Consider the following 22,418-nt stretch of genomic DNA (forward strand, 5'->3'; position numbering starts at 1 on the left):
AGGGTCCGTTCTTCGGTCCGTTTCTCGGTCCGTTCTGCGGTCCGTTTCTCGGTCCGTTCCTCGGTCCGAGGAAGGCCCCCGCCCGGGAGACCGGTGCGGGGGCCTTCGCCGTCGCGCGTACGGGCCGGGGCCGCGGCGCGCTCAGGACGACCAGCGCAGCGCCCGCAGCACCCGCCAGGACACCGCGGCGGAGCGGTCGGCCTTGATCTCCACCCGTAACACCTCCCGGCCGTCCAGGACGCCGTTACGGGTGACGGCGACGTTCAGCACGCCGTCGGGGCCGATGGTGCCGCAGTCGATCGGCAGGTCGTACGAGCGGTGCTTGGTGCTCAGGTTGTCGTCGTAGAACCGCACGGTGACGCGGGTCCCGGCCTGGCCCCGGACGGTGGCGTACGTCGTCGCGGAGTACGCGCAGGGCCCCTGGAGCAGCGCGGCGTCGTTCGCCATGGCCAGCTGCTTGTAGGTGTGGGGGACGAGGGTGGGGCCGCCCTCCTGGGTCTCGTTGATGACGGTCGGCATGGGATCCTCCTGTGACGTGCCGTTCGCCCGGGCGACGATGCCCGGGAAGACGACGTTCCTGAACTGCCGCACCCGCGCGTCCCCGGGGCAGGTCGTGCCGCCGCTCGACCAGGCCGCGTGCAGCCGGTGGTAGCCGTAGCCGGGGTCGGACGCGCTGCGGCAGATCCGCAGCGGAATCCCGTGCCGCTGGTGCAGCCACACCCCGAGCCGGATCAGCTGCTCGACCTGCTTCGCGGTCCACGGGTCGGTGTGCTGGAGGTTGGACGCGGTCTCGACGGACACCGCCCCGGTGCCGTCGGGGCGGCGATTGGCCTGGTAGTTGGCGTCCGCGCGGGTCTCGGTGCCGATGTACTGCCCGAGGTCGCCCTCGTACCCGAGCCCGAAGTGGGACTCCAGGTTCGAGCTGTCGCGCCAGTACTCGTACATCCGCCGCGCGGTCCAGGGAGCGGCGATGCTGTGCAGGATGAACTGTGTGGGCCGGATCGCCGGCTGGCCGTCCGACTCTGGCTGCAACTCCATCCGGGTCGCAGCGGGATACCACGCCATGGCCCCCCTTTCGGAGCTCCTCTGGGCGACGGGAGACAGGTTCGGAGGTGCACGTACAGTTCGGTGATACCCACCCTGTGTAACGGCCACCCATGCGCGCACCGGGGGATTCGTGGGTACCCGGACCTCATGGCTGAGGTAGTGGACGCGGACGAACTGCTCCGTCGCATCAGGGCCACCCGCGACTGGGCACGGCGGCAGGAGCAGCAGGCGCCGGACGAGATGTCGGCGGCGGCGTACGAGGCGGTGAGGAGGGCTCTGGACAAACTGATCGACCCCGCTTCCGGTTGACCGGCGCGGTCGGCACGGCCGGTGCGTGAACGGCCGGCCCCGTCCGGGCGCTGTTCCGGACGGGGCCGATCGGTCCGCAGCGCGCAGCAGCCGACAGCGCGAACAAGGACGTGTTCCACGGTAGGAGGCACCACTGACAATCGGGTGCCGCCGATGAGTTTCCGCGCCGGGCGGGGTCGTAGTCCGTAGATTGAGGAACAGCGCCGCGACCACACGGAGGACCCCCGATGCGTACGTTGATCAGCACCGCCTTCATCTCCCTCGACGGTGTGATGGAGGGCCCCGGCGGCGAGCCGGGCTACCGGAACACGGGGTGGACCTTCAAGGAGGTCGACTTCCTGCCCGAGGCGTACGAGATCAAGGGGCGGGAGCAGGCGGAGGCCACGGCCATGCTGCTGGGCCGGGCCAGCTACGAGGCGTTCAGCCGGGTGTGGCCGGCCATGGAGGACTTCGCCGGCTACCGGGCGATGCCGAAGTACGTCGTCTCCACCACGCTCACCGACGAGGAGCTGGTGACCGACTGGGGCGACACCACGATCCTGCGCTCGCTGGACGAGGTCGCCGCGCTGAAGCGCACCGAGGGCGGCCCCATCATCGTGCACGGCAGCGCCACGCTGAACCAGTCGCTGTCGGACGCCGGCCTGATCGACCGCTACCACCTGCTGGTCTTCCCGCTCCTCCTGGGCGCGGGCAAGCGGCTGTTCAGCGCCACGGACAAGGACACGCAGCGGCTGAAGCTGGTGGAGCACGAGACGTACGCCAACGGCCTGCAGAAGAACGTCTTCGACGTCGTCCACTGACGGCACGGCCGCCCGCGGCCCGGTGCCTATGCGGCCGCCGCGACGCCGAGTTCGGCGAGGAGGCCGCGGACGCGCCGCTCGATCTCGTCGCGGATCGGCCGGACCGCGGCGACCCCCTGGCCGGCCGGGTCCTCCAGCCGCCAGTCCAGGTACCGCTTGCCGGGAAAGTACGGGCAGGCGTCGCCGCAGCCCATGGTGATCACCACGTCCGACGACCGGACCGCCTCGGGCGTGAGGATCTTGGGGGTCTCGGCCGCGATGTCGATGCCCACCTCCCGCATGGCTTCGACGACGGCCGGGTTCACGGCGTCCGCCGGGGCGGATCCTGCCGAGCGGACCTCGACCCGGTCCGAGCCGAGGCGGGTGAGGAAGGCGGCGGCCATCTGCGAGCGCCCGGCGTTGTGCACACAGACGAACAGCACGGACGGAACGGCGGATGTGCTCATAGGGTCGGGGCACCTTCTTCTCGGGGGCGGGCGGGGGCGGTGCGAGGGGCTTCGAGGGCCTCGTCCTCCACCACCCGGGCCGGGCGGCCGAAGCAGGCCGCGACCAGGCCCAGGCCGACCACGGCACCGGCCGACTGGGCTGCCAGGAAGGGCAGTACGGAGGTGGGGGCGATACCGGCGAAGCTGTCGGTGAACGCCCGGCCGATCGTCACGGCGGGGTTGGCGAAGCTGGTGGAGGAGGTGAACCAGTACGCGGCGCCGATGTAGGAGGCGACCAGCGCGGGTGCCAGGTGCGCCCGGCCCGCCCGCGCCAGGCCGAAGACCAGCCAGACCAGGCCGGCGGTGGCCACCACCTCGGCCAGCCACAGGTGGGCGGCGAACCGGTCGTGCGTGGAGAAGCGGACGAGAGGTCCGCCGAACATGGCGTCGGCCAGGACCGCGCCGCTGACGGCCCCGGCCACCTGCGCCGGGACGTACGCCGCGACATTGCGCAGGGCGGTGCCGTCGCCGGCCCGGCGGCCCGTGCACCACGCGGCGAGGGTGACCACCGGGTTGAGGTGCGCCCCCGACACCTGGCCGAGCAGCGCCACGAGCGTCCCGAGCCCGAAGACGGTGGCCAGGGAGTTCGCCAGCAGTTGCGTCCCGGCGTCGCGGGTCAGCTCGGTGGCCTGGATGCCGGAGCCGACCACCACCGTGACCAGTGCGGCCGTGCCCAGGCCCTCGGCCACCGCCCGGCGCCCCAGCGGCGCGGGGCCGGTCACGCCGGCACCTGCGAGGGTGCCGGCGGGGCCTGGAGCAGCGCGGAAAGCCGCGCGAGGGCCTCGGGAAGCACCCAGTAGTACACCCACGTCCCGCGCCGCTCCGACTCCACCAGCCCGGCGTCCCGCAGCACCTTCAGGTGGTGGGAGATCGTCGGCTGGGAGACGTCGAACGGGCCGGTCAGGTCGCACACACACGCTTCCCCGCCCTCGTGCGAGGCGATCAGGGACAGCAGTCGCAGCCGGACCGGGTCCGACAGCGCCTTGAACATCCGCGACAGCTCGGCGGCCGTCTCCTCGCCCAGTGGCTCGCGGACCATCGGAGCACAGCACACCGCGTCGTCCGGGCCGGGCAGCCGTGGACCAGCTTGTTTCGACATGGCTCTATGTTGACAGCCATCTAATCCGGTGGCAATGTCGACCATATCGACAACCGTCGATACAGACTGTTTCCGGAGTCGATGCAGCTGTTACCGGAAGGGAGACCGCCATGTCCCGCGTTCAGCTCGCCCTGCGCGTCGCCGACCTCGAAGCCTCGATCGCCTTCTACTCCACGCTCTTCGGGGCCGGGCCGGCGAAGCGCCGTGAGGGATATGCCAACTTCGCGATCACCGAGCCTCCGCTCAAGCTGGTGCTCGTCGAAGGTGAAGCGGGCGACGACACCCGCCTTGACCATCTCGGCGTCGAGGTCGCCTCCACCGCGGAGGTGACCGCCGCCGCCACCCGCCTGAAGGGGGCGGGTCTCGCCACCTCCGAGGAGAACGACACCTCCTGCTGCTATGCCCTGCAGGACAAGGTGTGGGTCCACGGTCCGGGCAAGGAGCCCTGGGAGGTGTACGTCGTCAAGGCCGAAGCCGACACGCTGGGCAAGGCCGGCACCGCGGCGGGCGCCGGGCACGGCGTCGCCGGCGCGGAGGCAGCCGTGGGCTGCCGCTGCGGTGGCTGATGTGCGCGGGCACAGGGAAGAGCGCGGAGTTGCGGGACCGTAAACCGCAACTCCGCGCTCTCGCTCTGGGGTTGTCGCCGCGCTTCGCGCGGCTGGTGACCGTCCGACGGCGCGAGGCTGGCGCGACAGGACGTTCGCGCCGCCGGACGGGTGCTTGGGGGAGGTGGGAGTTGGGACCGCGGCGGCGGCGACGGAGTTCCGGCCGGCCTTCCTTCAGGTCAAGAAGGGGGCCGGGACTCCTCACCACCGCACTGGCACGCCACCGCCGCGGTCCTCACGCTGTCCGTACCGTTGGCCACCCCTCATCCGGGCCCGCGGTGCGGACTGCGTACGGCTGCCGACCTCCCGTCAGGAGCCGTACGCGGTCTGGGTATCGCCGGGTCTCAGTCCTCGCGCAGGGCGCGGACGGCCTCCTCGACGCGCTTGCCGTAGTCCGGGTCGGCGGCGTGGAAGTGGGCGAGGTTCTTCTCGACGACGTCGTCGCGGGAGACCTGGGACAGGCCGCCGGCGATGTTGGCGACGAGGCGGGACTTTTCCTCCTCCGACATCAGCCGGTACAGCTCACCGGCCTGGAAGAAGTCGTCGTCCTTGACGTGCAGCGGGGCGGCGTGGGTGCCGGTGTAGCCCGCGACGGCGATCGGGGCGGACAGCGCCGCGTCGGTCTGCGCCGGGCCGGAGTACGAGTTGGGCTCGTAGTTCTTGTCGTGGCGCGAGCCGTAGCGGGTGGCCATCAGACCGTCCCGGCCGTAGTTGTCGGCCACGGTGGCCCGGGGGGCGTTCACCGGCAGCTGGGTGTGGTTCACACCGAGGCGGTAGCGGTGGGCGTCCGCGTAGGCGAAGAGGCGGCCCTGGAGCATCTTGTCCGGGGACGGGCCGATGCCGGGAACGAAGTTGTTCGGCGAGAAGGCGGCCTGCTCGACCTCGGCGAAGACGTTGTCCGGGTTGCGGTCGAGGACCAGGCGGCCCACGCGCTGGAGCGGGTAGTCCGCGTGCGGCCACACCTTGGTGAGGTCGAACGGGTTGAAGCGGTAGTCCGCCGCCTCGGCCGCCGGCATGATCTGCACGTACAGGGTCCACGAGGGGTTCACACCGCGCTCGATGGCCTGGAGCAGGTCGGTCTGGTGCGAGTTGGCGTCCTTGCCGACCACCTCGGCGGCCTGCTCGGCCGACAGGCAGCGGATGCCCTGGTTCGTCTTGAAGTGGTACTTGACGAAGAAGGACTCGCCCGTCTCGTTGGTCCACTGGTAGGTGTGCGAGCCGTAGCCGTTCATGTGGCGGTACGAGGCCGGGATGCCGCGGTCGCCCATCAGCCAGGTGACCTGGTGGGTGGCCTCGGGGGAGTGGGCCCAGAAGTCCCAGACGTTGTCCGGCTCCTGCTTGCCGGTGAACGGGTCGCGCTTCTGCGAGTGGATGAAGTCGGGGAACTTGATCGGGTCCTTGATGAAGAACACCGGGGTGTTGTTGCCGACGAGGTCGTAGTTGCCCTCCTCGGTGTAGAACTTCACCGCGAAGCCGCGGGGGTCCCGCACCGCGTCGGCGCCGCCGAGCGAGTCGGCCACGGTCGAGAAGCGGAGGAACAGCTCCGTGCGCCTGCCGACCTCGCCCAGGAAGTTCGCCTTGGTGTAGGCGGTGACGTCGTCGGTGACCTCGAAGTAGCCGTACGCACCGGATCCACGGGCGTGCACCACACGCTCCGGGATGCGCTCACGGTTGAAGCGGGCGAGCTTCTCCAGCAGGTGCTGGTCCTGGAGGAGGAGCGGGCCACCGACGCCGGCGGTGGCGGAGTTCTGGTTGTCGGCGACGGGGGCGCCGGACTCGGTCGTAAGCACGCGCTTCGACATCGTGACCTTCCGATACGTACGGGGCTGCTGGCGGTGCGAGGAGCGTAAGTACGCCTCCGAGCTCACGTCAACAGTTTGTTGAAAGTGAAGAAGGGGTGTTCCGGGCGGCGCCGCCGCCTGGGCGCGACAGGACAGGTGTCAGCGACGACGCCGCCCGGAAATCTGGGGAGCCGGAAGGCTCAGACCTGCGAGCCGGAGAGACGCTCGACGGCGCGCAGCAGGGCGGAGTGGTCCAGGCCGCCGTCGCCCTGCGCGCGCAGGGAGGCGACCAGCTGGGCGACCACGGCGCCCACGGGCAGGGCGGCGCCGACGTTGCGGGCGGCGTCGGTCACGATGCCCATGTCCTTGTGGTGCAGGTCGATCCGGAAGCCGGGGGCGAAGTCCCGGTTCAGGAAGTTGTCCTTCTTGCGGGTCAGGACGGTGGAGCCGGCCAGACCGCCGTTGAGGACGTCCAGGGCGGCGGTGAGGTCCACGCCGGACTTCTCCAGGAAGACCACGGCCTCGGCGCACGCCTGGATGTTGACCGCGACGATCAGCTGGTTGGCGGCCTTCACCGTCTGGCCGGAGCCGTGCGGGCCGCACAGGACGATGGTCTTGCCCAGCGCCTCGAGGATCGGCTTGGCGGTGTCGAAGTCGGCCTGCTCGCCACCGACCATGATCGACAGTACCGCCTCGATGGCACCCGCCTCACCGCCGGACACCGGGGCGTCCAGCACGCGGACGCCCTTGTCGGCCGCGGCCTTCGCCAGGTCGACGGAGGTCTGCGGGGTGATCGAGGACATGTCGATCAGCAGGGCACCCTGCTTCACGTTCTCGAGGATGCCCTCGGGGCCGTACGCGATGGCCTCGACCTGCGGGGACGCGGGGACCATGGTGATGACCACGTCCGCGTCGGCGACGGCCTCGGCGATCGACTTCGCGGCCGTGCCGCCGGCCTTCGCCAGCCGGTCCAGCTTGTCCTGCTCCAGCGTGTAGCCGGTGACCGAGTAGCCGGCCTTCAGCAGGTTCTCGGACATGGGCGAGCCCATGATGCCGAGACCGATCCAGGCGATCTTCGGGAGCGTGCTCATGAGGGTACCTCTCTCAAAACTGTTGTACGTGAGGTCAGTTGGCCGCGCGCTGCGGCCGCGGGAGCCACTCGAAGCTCTCCGCGCTCGGGCGGTCGCCGGCCTTGTACTCCAGGCCGACCCAGCCCTCGTAACCGGCCTTCTTCAGGAGGTCGAGGAGACCGGCGAGGTCGAGGTCGCCGGTGCCCGGCGCGCCGCGGCCCGGGTTGTCGGCGATCTGGACGTGGCCCGTCTTGGCGGTGTACTTCTCGATGACCTCGGGGAGGTCCTCGCCGTTCATCGACAGGTGGTACAGGTCCAGCAGGAACTTGGCGTTGCCAAGGCCCGTGGCCGCGTTGACCTTGTCGACGACCTCGATGGCGGCCGGGGCGCTGACCAGCGGGTAGCGCGGCGACTCCGGCTTGTTGAGCGCCTCGATCAGCAGGATGGCACCGATCCGGTCGGCCGCACGGGCCGCCAGGACCAGGTTCTCCAGGGCGAGCTCGTCCTGGGCGGCCGGGTCGACGCCGTCGACGCGGTTGCCGTACAGGGCGTTGAGCGCCTTGCAGCCGACGGAGGCGGCGAAGCCGGCGGCCACCTCGATGTTGGCGCGGAAGCGGTCCGACTCCTCACCGGGGACGGACAGGGCGCCGCGGTCGGGGCCGGGCAGCTGCCCCGCGTAGAAGTTCAGGCCGACCAGCTGGGTGCCGGCGTCCTCCAGAGCCTTCTTCAGGGCGTCGAGCTCGCTCTGGTCGGGCGTCGGCGTCTCGATCCAGGGCCACCACAGCTCGACCGCGGTGAAGCCGGCCGCGGCGGCGGCCGCGGGGCGCTCCAGGAGCGGGAGCTCGGTGAAGAGGATCGACAGGTTCACATTGAAGCGCTGGTCCGTGTATCCCATGAGGGGTTCGGCGCTCCTTCCGTATTGCGGAAGTTCGTTTCTGCTTAACGGAAGATTGCCTGCCGTGGGTGAGGGCTGTCAAGAGCGCCCCGCAAAAAAGGCGCGGTCCGGGCGATGCCCCGAAACCGGCACCCCGCGCTTGTACGCCGCTACAGGCGCCGCCCGCCCCCGCACCCCCGTGACCTGCTCCCCGGCCCGCCGCGACGGTCCGTCGCACGGCGCCACCGCCATTGCATACCGTGGGGGCATGCAGCGACTGAGAGTGGAGTTCACGACAGAACCCTTCGACCTGGACGAGGCCCCCGCCCACGCGGTGGTGGCCCGCGAGGTCATCCAGGCGGCCGACCTGGACGCCGTGGACGTGGGGCCGTTCGGCAACACGGCCGAGGGCGGCGCCGACGCGGTCCTCACCGCCGTCGACGCCCTCCTCCGGCAGACCCTGGGCGCCGGGGCCACCCGGGTGTCGCTGCAGGTGAACGTGGTGGGCGACGCCGGGGAGCCCGGGGGAGCCGGGGCGGCCGGGAGGGACGACCAGTGACCGAGCCCGGAGATCACCCCCTGGTCGCCGCGGTGAAGCCGCTGGTGGACGCGATGGGCGGCCGGCTGCTGGGGCCGGAGCAGGCCACGGCCGACGACGTCGTCCTCGCCTGGGAGGGCGAGGACGTCCTCGCCGTACGACTGCCCCAGCTCGCCGACTCGCTGGACCACATCCTGGCCGCGATGGAGCGCCGGCACGGCAGACCGCTGGCCGAACTCGACCGCAAGACCAAACAGGCCGTCGTCCGTACCCTGGAGGCACGTGGGGCCTTCTCCGTCCGGCACGGGGTGGAGACGGTGGCCGGGGCCCTCGGGGTCAGCCGCTTCACCGTCTACAACTACTTGAACAGGGAGAACGCCGCGAAGAGTGAGTGAATGAGCACCCTGCGCAGTCGGCCGCCGTCCGGATACCGGGACGGCGGCTTTTGTGTCACCGAAGTTTCAACAAAGTGTTGACGTCGCGTCGGGCAAGGGCGTTAGCTATCCGCAGCCCGTCCACAGCACAGGAAAACAGCCACGGAGGCTCCCGTGACTTCGAGTACGACACCGGGCCTCACCCGGTTCAACACCTCCGCGGACAGCGACGCGCTCGCAGCCCTGCACGAGGTGTGTGCCAGCTCGGCGTGGGGGAGCAAACTGCTCGCCCAGCGCCCGTACGCCACCACCGAGGCCCTCCTTCTCGCCAGCGACGCCGCCATGGCCGAGCTGACGGCCCAGGACCTGGCCGAGGCGATGGCGGGCCACCCGCCGATCGGCCGCCCGAAGCCCGGCGACCCGACCTCCTCCCGCGAACAGAGCGGAATGGCCGGCGCCTCCGAGGAGCTCAAGGCGGAGATGCTCGAACTGAACCTGGCCTACCAGGAGAAGTTCGGCCACGTCTTCCTCATCTGCGCCACCGGCAGGACCGGCGAGCAGATGCGCGACGCGGTCCGCACCCGGATCGACCACACGCCCGAGCAGGAGCGGGAGATCGTCCGCACCGAACTGGGCAAGATCAACCGCATCCGGCTGACCCGTCTCGCAGAGGAAGAGAGCGCCGCATGAGCACCGAGACCACCGCGTCGGTGTCCACGCACATCCTGGACACCAGCATCGGCCGCCCCGCCGAGGGCGTCTCCATCAGCCTGTCGGCCCGCAGTGGCGCCGGCGCGGACTGGGTGGCGCTCGGCGGCTCGGCGACCGACGCGGACGGGCGTTGCAAGGACCTGCCGGCCCTGCCGGAAGGCACCACCCACGTACGCCTCGACTTCGAGACCGAGGCGTACTTCACGGGTTCCATCAACACAGTGAAGCAAGCCGAGGCGCAGCAGGACGCCCCCCGCGTAAGGGACAGCGGCGCGTTCTTCCCGGAGGTGGCGATCACGTTCGCCGTCGTCCCGGGCGAGCACTACCACGTACCGCTGCTGCTCAACCCGTTCGGCTACTCCGTTTACCGAGGGAGCTAGCAGACATGCCCACGATTCTCGGCCAGAACCAGTACGGCAAAGCAGAGAACCGCGTCGTCAAGATCACGCGGGACGGCGACACCCACCACATCAAGGACCTCAACGTCTCGGTCGCCCTCTCCGGCGACATGAGCGACGTCCACCTCTCCGGCTCGAACGCCAACTGCCTGCCGACCGACACCACCAAGAACACGGTGTACGCGTTCGCCAAGGAGTACGGCATAGAGTCCGCCGAGCAGTTCGGCATCCACCTCGCCCGTCACTTCGTGACGTCGCAGGAGCCGATCCACCGGGCGCGCATCCGCATCGAGGAGTACTCCTGGGAGCGCATCGAGACCTCCGACGCCAACTCCAAGTTCATCGGCGCCGACGAGGTCAAGCACTCCTTCGTCCGCAAGGGCCAGGAGACCCGCGTCTCCGAGATCACCTACGACGGTGAGCAGTGGCAGGTCATCTCGGGCCTGAAGGACCTCGTCGTGATGAACTCCACCAACTCGGAGTTCTGGGGGTACGTGAAGGACAAGTACACGACCCTCCAGGAGGCGTACGACCGCATCCTGGCCACCCAGGTCTCCGGCCGCTGGCGGTTCAACTGGACCGACGACGAGCAGAAGATGCCCAACTGGGAGAAGTCGTACGAGCAGGTCAAGAAGCACATGCTGCACGCCTTCGCCGAGACCTACTCCCTCTCGCTCCAGCAGACGCTGTACCAGATGGGCTCGCGCATCATCAACAACCGCTCGGAGATCGACGAGGTGCGCTTCTCCCTGCCGAACAAGCACCACTTCCTGGTCGACCTCGAGCCCTTCGGGCTGAAGAACGACAACGAGGTCTACTTCGCGGCCGACCGCCCCTACGGCCTCATCGAGGCCACCATCCTCCGGGACGGTGTGGAGCCGCGGATCCCGGTCGACATGACCAACCTCTGATTGCCAGGCCGATGACCGCCCCGTCCCGCCCGCAGCGGGCGGGGCGGCACCGGGCCGGAGGGAACAGCAATGGCACAGCCTGCAATGGGGCCGGCAGCAGACGGCCCGTGTTCCACCCCACCGGAGAAGATCCCCTGCCACCCGGTGGACGAGAAGCTCCCCCTCTCGCGGCTCGTCCCCGCCGCGCTCCAGCACATCGCCGCCATGTACGCGGGCGTCGTCACCCCTCCGCTCATCATCGGCCAGGCCGTCGGCCTGGACGCGGCCGGGATGACCCGGCTGATCGCCGCGAGCCTGCTCATCGCCGGCCTCGCCACCATCCTCCAGACCATCGGCGTCACCAACGTCGCCGGAAACCGGCTGCCGTTCGTCAACGCCGCCTCCTCCGCCGGCATCGCGCCGATGCTCGCCATCGCCGAGACCAGCGCCCCGGGCCGCCAACTGCCCGCCATCTACGGCGCGGTGATGGTCGCCGGAGTCTTCTGCCTCGCCGTCGGGCCGTTCTTCGGCCGGCTCCTGCGCTTCTTCCCGCCCCTGGTCACCGGCGTCGTCATCACCCTCATCGGGGTGACCCTGATGCCCGTACCCGTCGGGTGGGCGCAGGGCGGCGACAAGACCGCCGCCGACTTCGGCGCCATGAAGTACCTCGCGCTCGCCGCCTTCACGCTCGTCGTCATCCTGCTCTTCCAGCGCTTCGGCAAGGGCTTCCTCAGGCAGATCGCCCTGCTGCTCGGCCTGTTCATCGGCACCCTCGCCGCGATCCCCTTCGGCATGGCCGACTTCGCGGCGCTGAAGGAGGCCCCGGTCGCGGCCCTGCCGTCGCCCTTCGCCTTCGGCACCCCCGAGTTCCAGCCCGCCGCGATCCTCTCGCTGTGCATCGTGATGCTGGTCCTGATGACCGAGTCCAGCGCCGGCATGCTCGCCCTCGGCGAGATCTGCGAACGCCGCACCGACGGCCGCACCATCACCCGCGGCCTGCGCACCGACGGCATCGCCACCCTGATCGGCCCCGTCTTCGGCGGCTTCCCCACCTCCGCGTTCGCCCAGAACGTCGGCGTGGTCTCGCTGACCCGGGTACGCAGCCGCTATGTCGTCGCCGTCGCCGGCGGGGCCCTCCTGGTCCTCGGCGCCTTCCCGGTGCTCGGCGCCGTCGTCTCGCTCGTCCCCATGCCGGTCCTCGGCGGCGCGGGTATCGTGCTGTTCGGCTCGATCGCGGTCAGCGGCATCCGTACGCTCTCCGAGGCCGGCCTGGACGACAGCTCCAACATCATCCTGGTGGCCGTCGCGCTCGGAGCGGGCATCATCCCGCTCGCCGCTCCCACCTTCTACGCGGAGTTCCCGGCCTGGGCACAGACCGTGCTCGGCTCCGGCATCAGCGCCGGGGCGCTCGTCGCGGTCCTGCTCAACCTGTTCTTCCACCATCTCGGCACCCGGAGCCGTCATGCGGCCCCGGCACTCAAATCCTCCTAGGGTCCTGCCGTGCCCTCCCGCCGGACCACCTCCGGAGGGATCCCCGCCACAAGAAGAAGAAGGAAGCACCATGGCACCTTCGGCAGCCCAGAGCGCCCCCCGGCGCATCGTGATCGAGAACTGCGCGATCGCGACCGTCGACGCCCATGACACCGAGTACGCCTCGGGTCACCTCGTCATCGCGGACAACAGGATCGAGTCGATCGGAGCAGGCAAGGCCCCCGAGGGCCTCGAGAACGTCGAACGGCGCATCGACGCCACCGGCCACCTCGTCACCCCCGGCCTGATCAATACGCACCACCACTTCTACCAGTGGATCACCCGCGGCCTCGCCACCGACCACAACCTGTTCAACTGGCTCGTCGCCCTCTACCCGACGTGGGCGCGGATCGACGAGCCGATGGCGTACTCGGCGGCCCAGGGCTCGCTGGCCATGATGGCCCGCGGCGGCGTCACCACCGCCATGGACCACCACTACGTCTTCCCCAAGGACTCCGGCGACCTGTCCGGCGCGATCATCAAGGCCGCGTCCGAGATGGGCGTCCGCTTCACCCTCGCCCGCGGCTCCATGGACCGCAGCGAGAAGGACGGCGGCCTGCCGCCGGACTTCGCCGTCGAGACCCTCGAAGGCGCGCTCGCCGCCACCGAGGAGACCGTCAAGAAGCACCACGACGCCTCCTTCGACGCCATGACCCAGGTCGCCGTCGCGCCCTGCTCGCCCTTCTCCGTCTCCACCGAACTGCTCAAGCAGGGTGCCGAGCTGGCCCGCCGCCTCGGCGTCCGCCTCCACACCCACGGCTCGGAGACCGTCGAGGAGGAGCAGTTCTGCAAGGAACTGTTCGGCATGGGCCCGACCGACTACTTCGAGTCGACCGGCTGGCTCGGCGAGGACGTGTGGATGGCGCACTGCGTCCACATGAACGACTCCGACATCGAGGCGTTCGCCCGTACGAAGACCGGTGTCGCCCACTGCCCCTCGTCCAACGCGCGCCTCGCCGCCGGCATCGCCCGCGTACCGGACATGCTGAAGGCCGGCGTCCCCGTCGGCCTCGGCGTCGACGGCACCGCCTCCAACGAGTCCGGCGAGCTGCACACCGAGCTGCGCAACGCCCTGCTGATCAACCGCCTCAACCCGGTCCACCGCGAGGCGGCCCTGAACGCCCGCCAGGCCCTGCGCCTGGGCACCCACGGCGGCGCCCAGGTCCTCGGCCGGGCCGACCAGGTGGGCTCCCTGGAGGCGGGCAAGCTCGCCGACCTGGTGCTCTGGAAGCTGGACACGCTCGCCCACGCCTCCATCGCCGACCCGGTGACCGCGCTGGTCTTCGGCGCGGCGGCCCCGGTCACCGCCAGCTTCGTCAACGGCAAGCAGATCGTGGAGAACAACCGCCTGCTCACCGTGGACGAGGACGCCATCGCGCGTTCCACCCGGGACGAGGCCCAGCGCCTCGCCCGTATCTCCGCCCAGGGCTGACCGGCCCCGGGCGCGCATCGCCGCCCGCGCCACGCGCGCGGGTGGGCGATCCACGAAGTCCGGTCGAGGGGGACGGCCCTCGACCGGTCGCCGTGGACCCGAGCGGGGTCCACGGCAGCCGCACCGGGGGGTGCCGTACCGCAATGAGGTACGCGCCCCCCGGGACGGTGAAGGGTGCCGGATCCGCCGTCGGCACACCCCCCGGGCGCAACACCTGCAACACCTCCATGAAACCCACGTCCCCATGCACGTGTAACCGACCGGAGGAACCCACGTGGCCGCCAAGCCCAGGTTTCGCAACGACGCAGACGCCACCGAGCCCACCGGCGCGGAGGACGGCCCGGAGAACCGGAAGCACCCGGTCGACGAGACGCTCCCGCCCCTGAAGATGTTCACCAGCGGCCTCCAGCACGTGGCCGCGATGTACGCGGGCGTGGTGGCCCCGCCCCTGATCGTCGGAGCCGCCGTAGGGCTCTCCGGTACCGAACTCACCTTCCTGACCGGCGCGAGCCTCTTCACCGCCGGCCTCGCCACCTTCCTCCAGACCCTCGGCGTCTGGAAGATCGGCGCGCGACTCCCGTTCGTCAACGGTGTCACCTTCGCCGGTGTCGCCCCCATGCTGGCCATCGTCGACACCACCGACAACAAGGCCGACGCCCTCCCCGTCATCTTCGGGGCGATCATCGTCGCCGGTCTGCTGGGTTTCATCGCCGCCCCGTACTTCAGTAAGCTGGTCCGCTTCTTCCCGCCGGTCGTCACCGGCACCGTCATCACCCTGATAGGCATCTCGCTGCTGCCGGTCGCCTTCGGCTGGGCCCAGGGCCCCAACCCGGCGGCGGACGACTACGGGTCGACCACCTATCTGACCCTCGCGGCCATCACCCTGGTCCTGGTCCTGGTGCTGCGGCGCTTCACCCGGGGCTTCGTCAAGCAGATCGCCGTGCTCATCGGCCTGGTGCTGGGCACCCTCATCGCCATCCCGTTCGGCGTCACCGACTTCAGCCCGGTCACCGAGGCGGACATCGTCGGCTTCCCGACGCCCTTCCACTTCGGCGCCCCGCAGTTCGCCCTCGCCGCGATCATCTCGATGTGCGTGGTGATGCTGGTGTCGATGACCGAGTCGACCGCCGACATGCTGGCGCTGGGCGAGATCGTGGAGCGGCCGGCCGACGAGAAGACCATCGCGGGCGGCCTGCGCGCCGACACCCTCGGCTCCGCCCTCAGCCCGCTGTTCAACGGCTTCATGTGCAGCGCCTTCGCCCAGAACATCGGCCTGGTCGCCATGACGAGGATCCGCAGCCGGTTCGTCGTCGCGGCCGGCGGCGGCTTCCTGGTCCTGATGGGCCTGTCCCCGGTCGCCGCCTCGTTGATCTCGGTCGTACCGCGCCCGGTGCTGGGCGGCGCGGGCGTCGTCCTCTTCGGCTCGGTCGCGGCCAGCGGCATCCAGACCCTGGTCAAGGCGGGCCTGGAGAAGGACAACAACGTCCTGATCGTGGCGGTCTCGCTGGCCGTGGGCATCATCCCCATCACGGCGCCGGAGTTCTACCACGCCTTCCCGGAGACCGCGAAGATCATCCTGGACTCCGGGATCTCCACCGGCTGCGTCGCCGCCGTCCTGCTCAACTTCGTCTTCAACCACCTCGGCAACGGCGGCCGGGACGCCGACGAGGTGACCGCACCGATGGAACCGGGCGAGGAGATCTCCGAGACCCGCGCCGCCAAGACGGCCCCCGTCCACTGACGGCTCCGCCCCCGGTGTGAAGGGCGTGCACGGCACCCACGGGTGCCGTGCACGCCCTTTTCCGCGACGATGGCGGCTCCGGGGCAGGGCCCCGGGACGATCGTGCCCGGGCACCCGGCGAGCGAGACAGGAGAGGGCACATGCGGCACACAGCACGGCTGTTGGCGGTGGCGATGGCGGTACTGACCGGGGCGACGGCCTGCGGCGGCGGCACGGACGCGGGACCGCAGGGGACACCGGGCAAGGAACCGGGCAAGCAACCGGGCACGCAACGGGGCACGCAACCGGTGGAGCAGAGCGGGCCGTTACGGCTGACGACGCCGGACACCCTGGCCGGCGGCCGCTACACCCGCGAGACCGACGCGGCCGGCCCGGACCCCACCCTGGCGGAAGTGATGGCCGCTCAGGTGGAGGACGCACGCCCCGCCTTCGGCGCCTACCGGCGCGAGGGCGACGTCCTCCTCACGGTCACCGGCGTCCACGGCACCGTCCCGGCGCCCGCCCGGGCGCGCGCCCGGCTCGACGAGGTGCTCGACGAGCGGGACGGCGCGCGGACGCTGATCGCCCCCCGGACGATCGTGCCCCCCGGCACGGACCAGCCCGTGGTCTGCCGGGTGGTGGAGCGCCACCACCAGAGCCTCGAAGTCGACCTCGTCGCCCCCTCGTGCACCTGGGCCGACGCCTGGACGGTCGCCGAGGTCAGCAGGACCCTGCCGCCGGACACCGCGCCGACCGACGTGGACCTCGACGCCTTCGCCGCCGAGACGGCCGCGGTACGCCGCGAGGTGCGCCGACCCTGAGAGCGCGGGGGCGGCGGCGGTCCGCCCCCGGGGCCGCGCTCCGGGGGCGGCGCGGCCCCTTCGCCGACGCCGTAGACGGGGGTGGCGGCTATCCCATGGGCGGAGCGATGTCGGCGCGGGCGACGAAGTGGTCCAGCTTCTCGGCACCGCCGTCGGGCAGGCCGGCCACCGCTGTCTCCGGAAGGGCAGCGATCACGGCGCGTAGCTGTGCTGCGAGGTCCGGAATCAGCGCCCAGGCCGCGACCGGTGTGTCCACCGCGGCAAGCAGCAGGTCCCCCTCGTAGAAGTAGGCGTCAAGCATCGGCTCCTGGAGCAGCAGGCGTACCGCGAGCGGAAGAACATGGGTCGGCGCCACCTGCTGCGTGAGGAGGGTGCGCAGATCCGCAGGGGTGAATGCGCCCAGGGGGATCCGCCGCAACTCGTGCACTCTGCGCGCCAGACGGGTCGCGTCAGCACCCGGAGGTGCCCAGCGAGGCGGGTCCAGTTCGTCGAGCGTGCGGTCGAGGTGCAGCAGGCGGTTCATGGAGTGCATTGTCGCGAGGGGCAACCAGCTGTGCGAGCCGGCGTCCATGGGGCTCACGGCAGACCGGCCACGGCTCGTCGGCCGGCCACAGCATCGGCCCGCCGACATGGCTCTCACGCACCCCGGGCCGCCCCGGCCTGGGGTGCAGGCGCGTGGTCCGGCCCCGGTACGCGGCGAGTCCCGGGAACACCGCCTCGGCGGGCACGGGCCGGGTCGGCGTGTTCTTGTCATGTGCAGACGGTACGCGGACGAGGAAACGCTGCGCGCGTGGATTCGGCGCCCCGGGGCCGGCGGGCGGTGCGGGAACCGGCCGGGCGGTGCCCTCAGGTGTCGAGGCCCTCCTGCGGGCGGGAGAACAGCACCCGTGCGTTGTCGTTCAATCCCGCGAAGCCGTCGACCAGTTGGGCCGCCACGCGCCAGGTGGGCGTGGCGTCCAGGAGCCAGGTGTGCCAGGCGAGGCCCGTGTACTCGTCGCTGAACGCGCTGCCCGGGGGCAGCCGGCGCAGGAAGAACGACAGCCGCGTCCGGCACGTCCAGCGGCCGTCCTCGGCGCGCTCCGGGGGCGAGAGCTGATGGATCGTGTGCCGCTCGTCGAAGAAGACCGACCGGGCCGCCAGGAACTCGCGCAGGCCGTCGGGCCCCTCCCACAGGTGGCCGTCCGTGAAGCCGGTGCGGAAGTCCGGGGTGAGGATCTCCCGCAGCATCACGTCCGCCTCCGCGTGCGCCTGGAGCAGCGCGAAGTAGCGCTCGATGGTGTCCCACACGGCGGCCTCGGTCGCCCCGCTCATGGCTGCCCCTCACGGGTACGCGGTCGTTTCCCCCTCCAGGGTGCGCCCCGGGCCCCGGGGCCGCACCCCGGCCCGGGTCACCCGGCGGGCCCCCGCCACGCCATCAGGTTGCTGAACATCTCCGCCTGCTCGATCGCGTCGTCCCGGGCGTGATGGGTGTGGCGGCGCCGGGACAGCAGCTCGGGCGGCATCGCCCGCTTGGCCACCGCCCGGAGCGGCACCCCCGCCTTGCTCGCGTACATCGTCTTCATGTCCATGCAGCCCGCGTGCCCGAACGGGCTCCCACCCGTGAAGCGCACCAGGTACCAGTACAGAAACATCCAGTCGTACGGTGCCGGGTAGCCGCACATCACCGGCTGCGCGTCCCCGGCGACCCGGCGCACCCAGGCGGTGAACTCGCCCATGGCGCGCTCCGGCGCGGCACCGCCGGCGAGCAGCCGGGCCCGGTCGAGCCCGCTCACCTCCAGCGCCTCCGGCACGAACTGCTCCGAGATCGGCCGCAGCTCACGGTAGAAGGTGTCCGCCTCGGGGTCGGCCGCGGTGTACCCCTCCGCGTCCTGCCGGCCGGCCACGGCGGCACCGAGGCTCAGCATCGAGTACGGCCCCGGGACGGGACCGTCGGCCTCGATGTCGACGGAGATGTACAGACTGGGTCGGATACGGCGTGCCATGGGTCGTGAGCATGGCAGACGGCCCGCCTCCGATCACCCGGATTTCCCGCCGCCCGCCGCCGGGGCCCAGTCCGGCCGCCGCCCGCTCAGGCCGATCACCCGGTCGAGCAGCGGCGCCCCTTCCGGAACCGGCACCGGCGGACCGAACGGACCGCGCTGCTCCGGGTCGTCCGCGGTCGGGGCCAGCATGGCGTACGACGCCTCCAGCGACGCCTCGTCCGGCGCGTACTCCTGGCCCGTCGCCCGCGCCAGGTCCCAGCCGTGGATCAGCACCTCGTTCAGCGCGACCAGGCCCGCCACCTCGCCCTGCAGGGTCACCCCGCCCGCCCGGGTGGTGCCCTCCCACGCCTCCGGAGCCGCCCAGGCACCGGCGAGCCCCTCCAGCAGCCGGGGGAGCGCGACGCGCCAGTCCTCCGGCAGCGGCACCGGCCCGGCGGCCTCCGGGTCCGTGTCGGTCGCCGGCCCGAAGTCCTTGCGCGCGGCGGCCCGGAACGCCACCGCCAGCCCCGCCAGGTGCCCCAGCAGCTCGCGCACCGTATAGCCGGGGCACGGCGTCGGGCCGCCGAGCCGGTCGTCGCCCACACCGTCCAGCAGGCGTGCCACCCGGCGCGTGGCGGGTCCGAGATCGAGCATGGCCGTCTCCCTCTGTGTGTCCATGCCGGGGCAGACCGCCGGCGCCCCGGAAACTCATCGTCGCCCCTCACCGCGCCCGCCGCGCGCACTCCGCCGCCAGGCGCGGGTACGCCCGGGCGATCGCCCCGTACACCCGCCTCCTCAGCAGCCGCTCGGCCTCCGCCCTGCCGGTGGACCCGAACAGCCCGTCCAAAAGGCGGTCGTACCGGCTCAGCAGGTGCTCCAGATAGTCGACCTGCCACCGCACCAGCGCCTCCGCGCTCACCGCCCCGGGCGCCGGCCCGCCCGTCCCGGGCGCGTCCGCCCCCGGCCCCCGCGCACCGGAACCCGGCCCCTGCGCCCCGGAACCCGGCCCCTGTGCCCCGGGCCCCGGCCCGGCCCCGGATCCCGGCCCCTCCGCAGCCGACCCCGACCCCGACTCCGCCTCCGGGGCCGACAGCCGTCTGTGCCTGATCGCCCGCCGCTCCAGCTCCGCCCGCGGCAGCACCGGGAGCCGGATCGGCTCCGCCCGCAGCGCCGCGAGCACCGCCAGCCGCCGGCGCTCCGCCCCCGCCCGCGCCGCCGCCGCGCTCCGGCCCGCCGCCCCGGCACAGGCGGCGAACTCCGGCGTCCGCTCCACCGCCTCCACCCGCGCCAGCAGATACAGCCGCACCGGCGCGACCGACCACCGCCGCGGGTCCCGGCCCTGCACGTCCGGCTCACCCAGCAGCTGCCGCACCATCGCGTCCGTCCAACCGCGCTGCCGGAGCCCGGCGAACGACAGATACGTCAAACGCTCGCTCATGGTCCCCCCTCGATCGTCACGGAGAGTGACAACTCCAGTGAAGCCCACCCCACTGACAATCGACCTCCGGGACCGCCGCCCACCGCCCCGTCGCCTGAACGGCCCCCTCCACCCGCGCGCGAGCGGCACCGACCCCGGCGCGGCCCATACGCTCCCCGAGTGACCGTGATCCGTACACCAGTCGTGAACACCGGACTCGCCGCCTTCCTGGACCGGGCGAACGCGGAACGCGCGGCCCGCGGGGACGCGCCCCTCCCCGCGCGGACGGCGGACGCCGTCCTCACCCTGCTCGCCCTGCGCGGCGCCGACCGCCGCACCGGGGTGCCCGAGCCGACGAGCCGCGCGCTGAGCCCCCTGCTCCACGAGGACCTGCCCACCCTGTTCTGGGGCACCGACGAGGAGCTGGCGGCCGTGCCCGCCGTCCTCGCCGCGCTCGCCGACCACGCCCGGGCGTCCGGCAGGCTCAACGCCAAGCGGCACGCCCGCCTCCTCGCCGCCGTCGACGCGGCCCTCCCGGACCACCGCCGCGCCATGGCCGACCCGTGGAACCTCACCTGGCACCGCTGGTACGCCTCTCTGCTGCGCGCCGACGCCGTCGACGCCGACGACCCCGCCGCCGTACGGGCCTGGCTCGCCGCGCACGAGGGCCGTCCGCGCGCCGAGCGGCCCGCGCTCCCGGCGCCCCTGCACCGCTCCGACGTCGCCGCGCGCACCTTCGGCGTCCGCGCCCGCCTCGGCGAGCTGCTGCTGGGCGCGTTCGCCCGGGACGTGGAGGCGCCCTCCCCGGCCGGCCCGCTGCTGCCCGGCCCGCCCCTGGACGCCGACCGCCCCGACGAGGAACTCCCCGCCGAACTGGACCGGATCGCCACCGCGCTCAGCGACCGCTGGACGGCCGCCGGGCTCGGCGACGCGCTCACCGGGCCCGACGGCCCGTACGCGGTGCTGGCGCCCACCCCCGAGTCGATCCCCCACTTCGCGCTCGCCGACCGGCTGCTGGGTGAGCACCTCGACTACTACGGCGACCCCGCGCGCCCGCTGCCCCCGCCGGCCGCCCTGCCCGCCCCGGAGGCCGTCCGCGCGCTGCTGCCCGCCGCCCCGCTGCCCGCCGCGCTGGCCACCGGCTCCGCCACCGTCCCGCGCGAACTGGCCGAACGCTGCTTCCCCCCGTCCGCCGCCGCCGTCTGGGCCGACGGCACCCCCGCCGAACTCACCGAACTGGCCGCCGACATCCTCGCGGGCGTCGTGGACGACATCGGCGCCGGCGCCGACTCCCCGGCCGGGTCCCTCGCCGGGGCCGACACCGAGGACGCCCAGGACGCGGCCCACCTGCTGTACGCGCTCTACGAGCGGGGCGGCACCCCCGACTCCGTGGTGCGCAAGGCCGCCGAACGCTCCGGCCTCCCGGTCGCGCCCGGCCTGGAGGACGCGCCCGTGGAGGTGGACCGCGACGCGGCGGCGGAGCCGGGCCTGCCGTACGAGATGCCCGGTGCCGACCGGCTGCCCGGCCTCCTCGGCGTACCGCTGCCCGGCGAGGACGAGCGCGCCCGGCTCGCCGCGCACGCCCGGTCGCTGGCCGACGTCGTCGACCGGCTGGCCGCGACGGGGTGCGTGTTCCGGGCGGGCGACGCGTACGGCCTCACGCCGCTCGGCTGCGCGGTGCTGCGGCATCTGCTGGCCGCCGGGCACGTCGCCGCCCCCGACGACGAGGAGGTCTCCGAGTGGGAGGCCGCCCGGGTGGTCACCGCCGTGTCCGACTGGCCCGAGCACATCGCCGTGGCCACCCTCACCCGCTGGACGGCCGGCCTGGGCGCACCCGCCTGGGGCGAACTGCTCGCCGCCGCCGAGGAGATCAGGGCCGCGGACTTCGACCGAGTCGACCCCGCCGCCGTGTTCGCCCGCTTCGCCCTCGCCGACGTCCCGGGCGAGGCGCTGCGCGCCGCGCTCACCCACCCGGTCACCGGCGCCCACGCGCACTGGCTCCTGACCGGCCTGGGGGAGGCGACGGACGTGGACGCCGCCCGGGTCCCGGACTCCGCCCGGGCGGCCCTGGCCCTGGAGACCCTCGACGCGGCCCGCAAGGCGGACCTCCGCGCGGCCGAGGAAGCCACCCCGGCCGCCCGCGCGCAGGAAGCCGCCCGCGCCGAGGAAGCCGCCCGCGCGCAGGAGGCCGCCCGCGCCGAGGAAGCCACCCCCGAAGCCCCACCCGGCCCCGGCCCCGCCGGGGAAGCCGCCCCCGCCGCTCCCGCCCCGGCACTGCCCGACGCCTTCGACGCGGCGGCCTCGGTCTGGCCGGGTGGCGCGCCCGCCCTCGTACCGGCCCTCGCCGACGCCGACCCGCCCACCGCCCGGAAGGTCCTCAGCGGCCTCGCCGAGAGCCACCCCGACCCGGCGGTCGCGTCCCTCGCGGCGCGCACCGTGCGGCGGGCGCTGGCGGCCCGGCGGGCCCGGGCGGCGAAACGGGCCCGGACCGCCGAACGGGCCCGGTCGTCGTCCGGTGCCCGGCGCACCAAGGGGACGCGGAAACAGGGGCGTTGA

25 protein-coding genes are annotated in these 22,418 nt (G+C 72.4%); 13 read left to right on the plus strand and 12 right to left on the minus strand.

Features of this window, described 5'->3' with window-relative positions; genetic code table 11:
* Positions 1–141: 141 nt before the first annotated feature.
* The gene (locus ACF08D_RS02390; protein WP_392220619.1) at positions 142–1,038 is read right to left on the minus strand and encodes an N-acetylmuramoyl-L-alanine amidase; all 897 of its coding nucleotides are present in this window, start codon (positions 1,036–1,038) and stop codon (positions 142–144) included.
* A 156-nt stretch (positions 1,039–1,194) separates the two neighbouring features.
* Between ACF08D_RS02390 and ACF08D_RS02395 the strand changes: the two genes are divergently transcribed.
* A complete protein-coding gene (locus tag ACF08D_RS02395) occupies positions 1,195–1,356 on the plus strand; it encodes a hypothetical protein (RefSeq protein ID WP_392220620.1) in 162 nt (53 codons plus the stop codon).
* 227 nt (positions 1,357–1,583) lie between these two features.
* Positions 1,584–2,156 (plus strand): dihydrofolate reductase family protein, encoded by a 573-nt coding sequence (locus ACF08D_RS02400; protein ID WP_392220621.1) that lies wholly within the window; start codon positions 1,584–1,586, stop codon positions 2,154–2,156.
* Positions 2,157–2,182: 26 nt separating this feature from the next.
* Here ACF08D_RS02400 and ACF08D_RS02405 read toward each other — a convergent pair whose 3' ends face one another.
* The 3 genes from ACF08D_RS02405 to ACF08D_RS02415 are packed head-to-tail and all read right to left on the minus strand — an operon-like array spanning position 2,183 to position 3,740.
* Complete coding sequence (locus ACF08D_RS02405) at positions 2,183–2,602, minus strand: arsenate reductase ArsC (protein ID WP_392220622.1); 420 nt, start codon at positions 2,600–2,602, stop codon at positions 2,183–2,185.
* Positions 2,599–3,363, minus strand: a complete 765-nt coding sequence (locus tag ACF08D_RS02410; protein ID WP_392220623.1) for an aquaporin — start codon at positions 3,361–3,363, stop codon at positions 2,599–2,601. The genes ACF08D_RS02405 and ACF08D_RS02410 overlap by 4 nt, the downstream gene beginning before the upstream one ends.
* Complete coding sequence (locus tag ACF08D_RS02415) at positions 3,360–3,740, minus strand: ArsR/SmtB family transcription factor (protein ID WP_392220624.1); 381 nt, start codon at positions 3,738–3,740, stop codon at positions 3,360–3,362. Before ACF08D_RS02415 ends, ACF08D_RS02410 begins: the two co-directional genes overlap by 4 nt.
* 110 nt (positions 3,741–3,850) lie before the next feature.
* Here ACF08D_RS02415 and ACF08D_RS02420 point away from each other — a divergent pair, with 110 nt between their 5' ends.
* On the plus strand, positions 3,851–4,306 hold the full coding sequence (locus tag ACF08D_RS02420) for an ArsI/CadI family heavy metal resistance metalloenzyme (RefSeq protein ID WP_392220625.1): 456 nt from the start codon (positions 3,851–3,853) through the stop codon (positions 4,304–4,306).
* A gap of 383 nt (positions 4,307–4,689) precedes the next feature.
* On the opposite strand, the gene ACF08D_RS02425 is transcribed toward ACF08D_RS02420, so the two are convergent.
* From ACF08D_RS02425 to ACF08D_RS02435, 3 genes are all read right to left on the minus strand, one after another.
* Complete coding sequence (locus ACF08D_RS02425; protein WP_392220626.1) at positions 4,690–6,147, minus strand: catalase; 1,458 nt, start codon at positions 6,145–6,147, stop codon at positions 4,690–4,692.
* A gap of 179 nt (positions 6,148–6,326) precedes the next feature.
* Positions 6,327–7,217 carry a 2-hydroxy-3-oxopropionate reductase gene (locus tag ACF08D_RS02430; RefSeq protein ID WP_392220627.1) on the minus strand — a complete coding sequence of 297 codons (891 nt, stop codon included), beginning with the start codon at positions 7,215–7,217 and terminating at the stop codon, positions 6,327–6,329.
* A 34-nt stretch (positions 7,218–7,251) separates the two neighbouring features.
* The gene (locus ACF08D_RS02435; RefSeq protein WP_392220628.1) at positions 7,252–8,091 is read right to left on the minus strand and encodes a TIM barrel protein; all 840 of its coding nucleotides are present in this window, start codon (positions 8,089–8,091) and stop codon (positions 7,252–7,254) included.
* A 247-nt stretch (positions 8,092–8,338) separates the two neighbouring features.
* Here ACF08D_RS02435 and ACF08D_RS02440 point away from each other — a divergent pair, with 247 nt between their 5' ends.
* The 9 genes from ACF08D_RS02440 (at position 8,339) to ACF08D_RS02480 (ending at position 16,484) form a co-directional block, all read left to right on the plus strand.
* Positions 8,339–8,629 (plus strand): hypothetical protein, encoded by a 291-nt coding sequence (locus tag ACF08D_RS02440; protein WP_392220629.1) that lies wholly within the window; start codon positions 8,339–8,341, stop codon positions 8,627–8,629.
* The gene (locus ACF08D_RS02445; RefSeq protein ID WP_392220630.1) at positions 8,626–9,003 is read left to right on the plus strand and encodes a helix-turn-helix domain-containing protein; all 378 of its coding nucleotides are present in this window, start codon (positions 8,626–8,628) and stop codon (positions 9,001–9,003) included. The genes ACF08D_RS02440 and ACF08D_RS02445 overlap by 4 nt, the downstream gene beginning before the upstream one ends.
* A 153-nt stretch (positions 9,004–9,156) precedes the next feature.
* Complete coding sequence (uraD, locus tag ACF08D_RS02450; RefSeq protein ID WP_392220631.1) at positions 9,157–9,672, plus strand: 2-oxo-4-hydroxy-4-carboxy-5-ureidoimidazoline decarboxylase; 516 nt, start codon at positions 9,157–9,159, stop codon at positions 9,670–9,672.
* Positions 9,669–10,073: a hydroxyisourate hydrolase gene (gene uraH, locus ACF08D_RS02455; RefSeq protein ID WP_392220632.1), complete on the plus strand. Its 405-nt coding sequence runs from the start codon at positions 9,669–9,671 to the stop codon at positions 10,071–10,073. Before uraD ends, uraH begins: the two co-directional genes overlap by 4 nt.
* Before the next feature lie 5 nt (positions 10,074–10,078).
* On the plus strand, positions 10,079–11,002 hold the full coding sequence (gene pucL / locus ACF08D_RS02460; protein ID WP_392220633.1) for a factor-independent urate hydroxylase: 924 nt from the start codon (positions 10,079–10,081) through the stop codon (positions 11,000–11,002).
* Between the two features lie 69 nt (positions 11,003–11,071).
* The gene (locus tag ACF08D_RS02465) at positions 11,072–12,472 is read left to right on the plus strand and encodes a nucleobase:cation symporter-2 family protein (RefSeq protein ID WP_392220634.1); all 1,401 of its coding nucleotides are present in this window, start codon (positions 11,072–11,074) and stop codon (positions 12,470–12,472) included.
* Positions 12,473–12,542: 70 nt separating this feature from the next.
* A complete protein-coding gene (locus ACF08D_RS02470; RefSeq protein ID WP_392220635.1) occupies positions 12,543–13,943 on the plus strand; it encodes an 8-oxoguanine deaminase in 1,401 nt (466 codons plus the stop codon).
* Positions 13,944–14,217: 274 nt separating this feature from the next.
* Entirely contained in the window at positions 14,218–15,684 is a 1,467-nt protein-coding gene (locus ACF08D_RS02475) for a nucleobase:cation symporter-2 family protein (RefSeq protein WP_392220636.1), read from the plus strand.
* A gap of 140 nt (positions 15,685–15,824) precedes the next feature.
* Entirely contained in the window at positions 15,825–16,484 is a 660-nt protein-coding gene (locus ACF08D_RS02480; protein WP_392220637.1) for a hypothetical protein, read from the plus strand.
* An 88-nt stretch (positions 16,485–16,572) separates the two neighbouring features.
* Here the strand turns inward: ACF08D_RS02480 and ACF08D_RS02485 are convergent, their stop codons facing one another.
* The 5 genes from ACF08D_RS02485 to ACF08D_RS02505 form a co-directional block, all read right to left on the minus strand.
* Complete coding sequence (locus ACF08D_RS02485) at positions 16,573–17,007, minus strand: contact-dependent growth inhibition system immunity protein (protein WP_392220638.1); 435 nt, start codon at positions 17,005–17,007, stop codon at positions 16,573–16,575.
* Between the two features lie 323 nt (positions 17,008–17,330).
* Positions 17,331–17,795: a hypothetical protein gene (locus ACF08D_RS02490; protein WP_392220639.1), complete on the minus strand. Its 465-nt coding sequence runs from the start codon at positions 17,793–17,795 to the stop codon at positions 17,331–17,333.
* A 77-nt stretch (positions 17,796–17,872) separates the two neighbouring features.
* Positions 17,873–18,466: an exonuclease gene (locus tag ACF08D_RS02495; protein WP_392220640.1), complete on the minus strand. Its 594-nt coding sequence runs from the start codon at positions 18,464–18,466 to the stop codon at positions 17,873–17,875.
* A 33-nt stretch (positions 18,467–18,499) separates the two neighbouring features.
* Positions 18,500–19,099 (minus strand): TIGR03086 family metal-binding protein, encoded by a 600-nt coding sequence (locus ACF08D_RS02500; protein ID WP_392220641.1) that lies wholly within the window; start codon positions 19,097–19,099, stop codon positions 18,500–18,502.
* A gap of 67 nt (positions 19,100–19,166) precedes the next feature.
* On the minus strand, positions 19,167–19,883 hold the full coding sequence (locus ACF08D_RS02505) for a hypothetical protein (RefSeq protein WP_392220642.1): 717 nt from the start codon (positions 19,881–19,883) through the stop codon (positions 19,167–19,169).
* A gap of 159 nt (positions 19,884–20,042) precedes the next feature.
* Between ACF08D_RS02505 and ACF08D_RS02510 the strand changes: the two genes are divergently transcribed.
* Positions 20,043–22,418, plus strand: coding sequence for a hypothetical protein (locus tag ACF08D_RS02510; RefSeq protein ID WP_392220643.1), 2,376 nt, complete (start codon positions 20,043–20,045; stop codon positions 22,416–22,418).

It is taken from the genome of Streptomyces sp. NPDC015131, assembly GCF_043079975.1.
In the GTDB taxonomy this organism is placed as follows: Bacteria; Actinomycetota; Actinomycetes; order Streptomycetales; family Streptomycetaceae; genus Streptomyces.

What these genes read in the sequence shown, in the direction of transcription:
- ACF08D_RS02390 (WP_392220619.1), bottom strand. Translation starts at nt 1,038, where the DNA reads ATGGAGTTGCAGCCAGAGTCGGACGGCCAGCCGGCGATCCGGCCCACA.
- ACF08D_RS02395 (WP_392220620.1), top strand. Translation starts at nt 1,195, where the DNA reads ATGGCTGAGGTAGTGGACGCGGACGAACTGCTCCGTCGCATCAGGGCC.
- ACF08D_RS02400 (WP_392220621.1), top strand. Translation starts at nt 1,584, where the DNA reads ATGCGTACGTTGATCAGCACCGCCTTCATCTCCCTCGACGGTGTGATG.
- ACF08D_RS02405 (WP_392220622.1), bottom strand. Translation starts at nt 2,602, where the DNA reads ATGAGCACATCCGCCGTTCCGTCCGTGCTGTTCGTCTGTGTGCACAAC.
- ACF08D_RS02415 (WP_392220624.1), bottom strand. Translation starts at nt 3,740, where the DNA reads ATGTCGAAACAAGCTGGTCCACGGCTGCCCGGCCCGGACGACGCGGTG.
- ACF08D_RS02420 (WP_392220625.1), top strand. Translation starts at nt 3,851, where the DNA reads ATGTCCCGCGTTCAGCTCGCCCTGCGCGTCGCCGACCTCGAAGCCTCG.
- ACF08D_RS02425 (WP_392220626.1), bottom strand. Translation starts at nt 6,147, where the DNA reads ATGTCGAAGCGCGTGCTTACGACCGAGTCCGGCGCCCCCGTCGCCGAC.
- ACF08D_RS02430 (WP_392220627.1), bottom strand. Translation starts at nt 7,217, where the DNA reads ATGAGCACGCTCCCGAAGATCGCCTGGATCGGTCTCGGCATCATGGGC.
- ACF08D_RS02435 (WP_392220628.1), bottom strand. Translation starts at nt 8,091, where the DNA reads ATGGGATACACGGACCAGCGCTTCAATGTGAACCTGTCGATCCTCTTC.
- ACF08D_RS02440 (WP_392220629.1), top strand. Translation starts at nt 8,339, where the DNA reads ATGCAGCGACTGAGAGTGGAGTTCACGACAGAACCCTTCGACCTGGAC.
- uraH (WP_392220632.1), top strand. Translation starts at nt 9,669, where the DNA reads ATGAGCACCGAGACCACCGCGTCGGTGTCCACGCACATCCTGGACACC.
- pucL (WP_392220633.1), top strand. Translation starts at nt 10,079, where the DNA reads ATGCCCACGATTCTCGGCCAGAACCAGTACGGCAAAGCAGAGAACCGC.
- ACF08D_RS02465 (WP_392220634.1), top strand. Translation starts at nt 11,072, where the DNA reads ATGGCACAGCCTGCAATGGGGCCGGCAGCAGACGGCCCGTGTTCCACC.
- ACF08D_RS02470 (WP_392220635.1), top strand. Translation starts at nt 12,543, where the DNA reads ATGGCACCTTCGGCAGCCCAGAGCGCCCCCCGGCGCATCGTGATCGAG.
- ACF08D_RS02480 (WP_392220637.1), top strand. Translation starts at nt 15,825, where the DNA reads ATGCGGCACACAGCACGGCTGTTGGCGGTGGCGATGGCGGTACTGACC.
- ACF08D_RS02485 (WP_392220638.1), bottom strand. Translation starts at nt 17,007, where the DNA reads ATGAACCGCCTGCTGCACCTCGACCGCACGCTCGACGAACTGGACCCG.
- ACF08D_RS02490 (WP_392220639.1), bottom strand. Translation starts at nt 17,795, where the DNA reads ATGAGCGGGGCGACCGAGGCCGCCGTGTGGGACACCATCGAGCGCTAC.
- ACF08D_RS02495 (WP_392220640.1), bottom strand. Translation starts at nt 18,466, where the DNA reads ATGGCACGCCGTATCCGACCCAGTCTGTACATCTCCGTCGACATCGAG.
- ACF08D_RS02500 (WP_392220641.1), bottom strand. Translation starts at nt 19,099, where the DNA reads ATGCTCGATCTCGGACCCGCCACGCGCCGGGTGGCACGCCTGCTGGAC.
- ACF08D_RS02505 (WP_392220642.1), bottom strand. Translation starts at nt 19,883, where the DNA reads ATGAGCGAGCGTTTGACGTATCTGTCGTTCGCCGGGCTCCGGCAGCGC.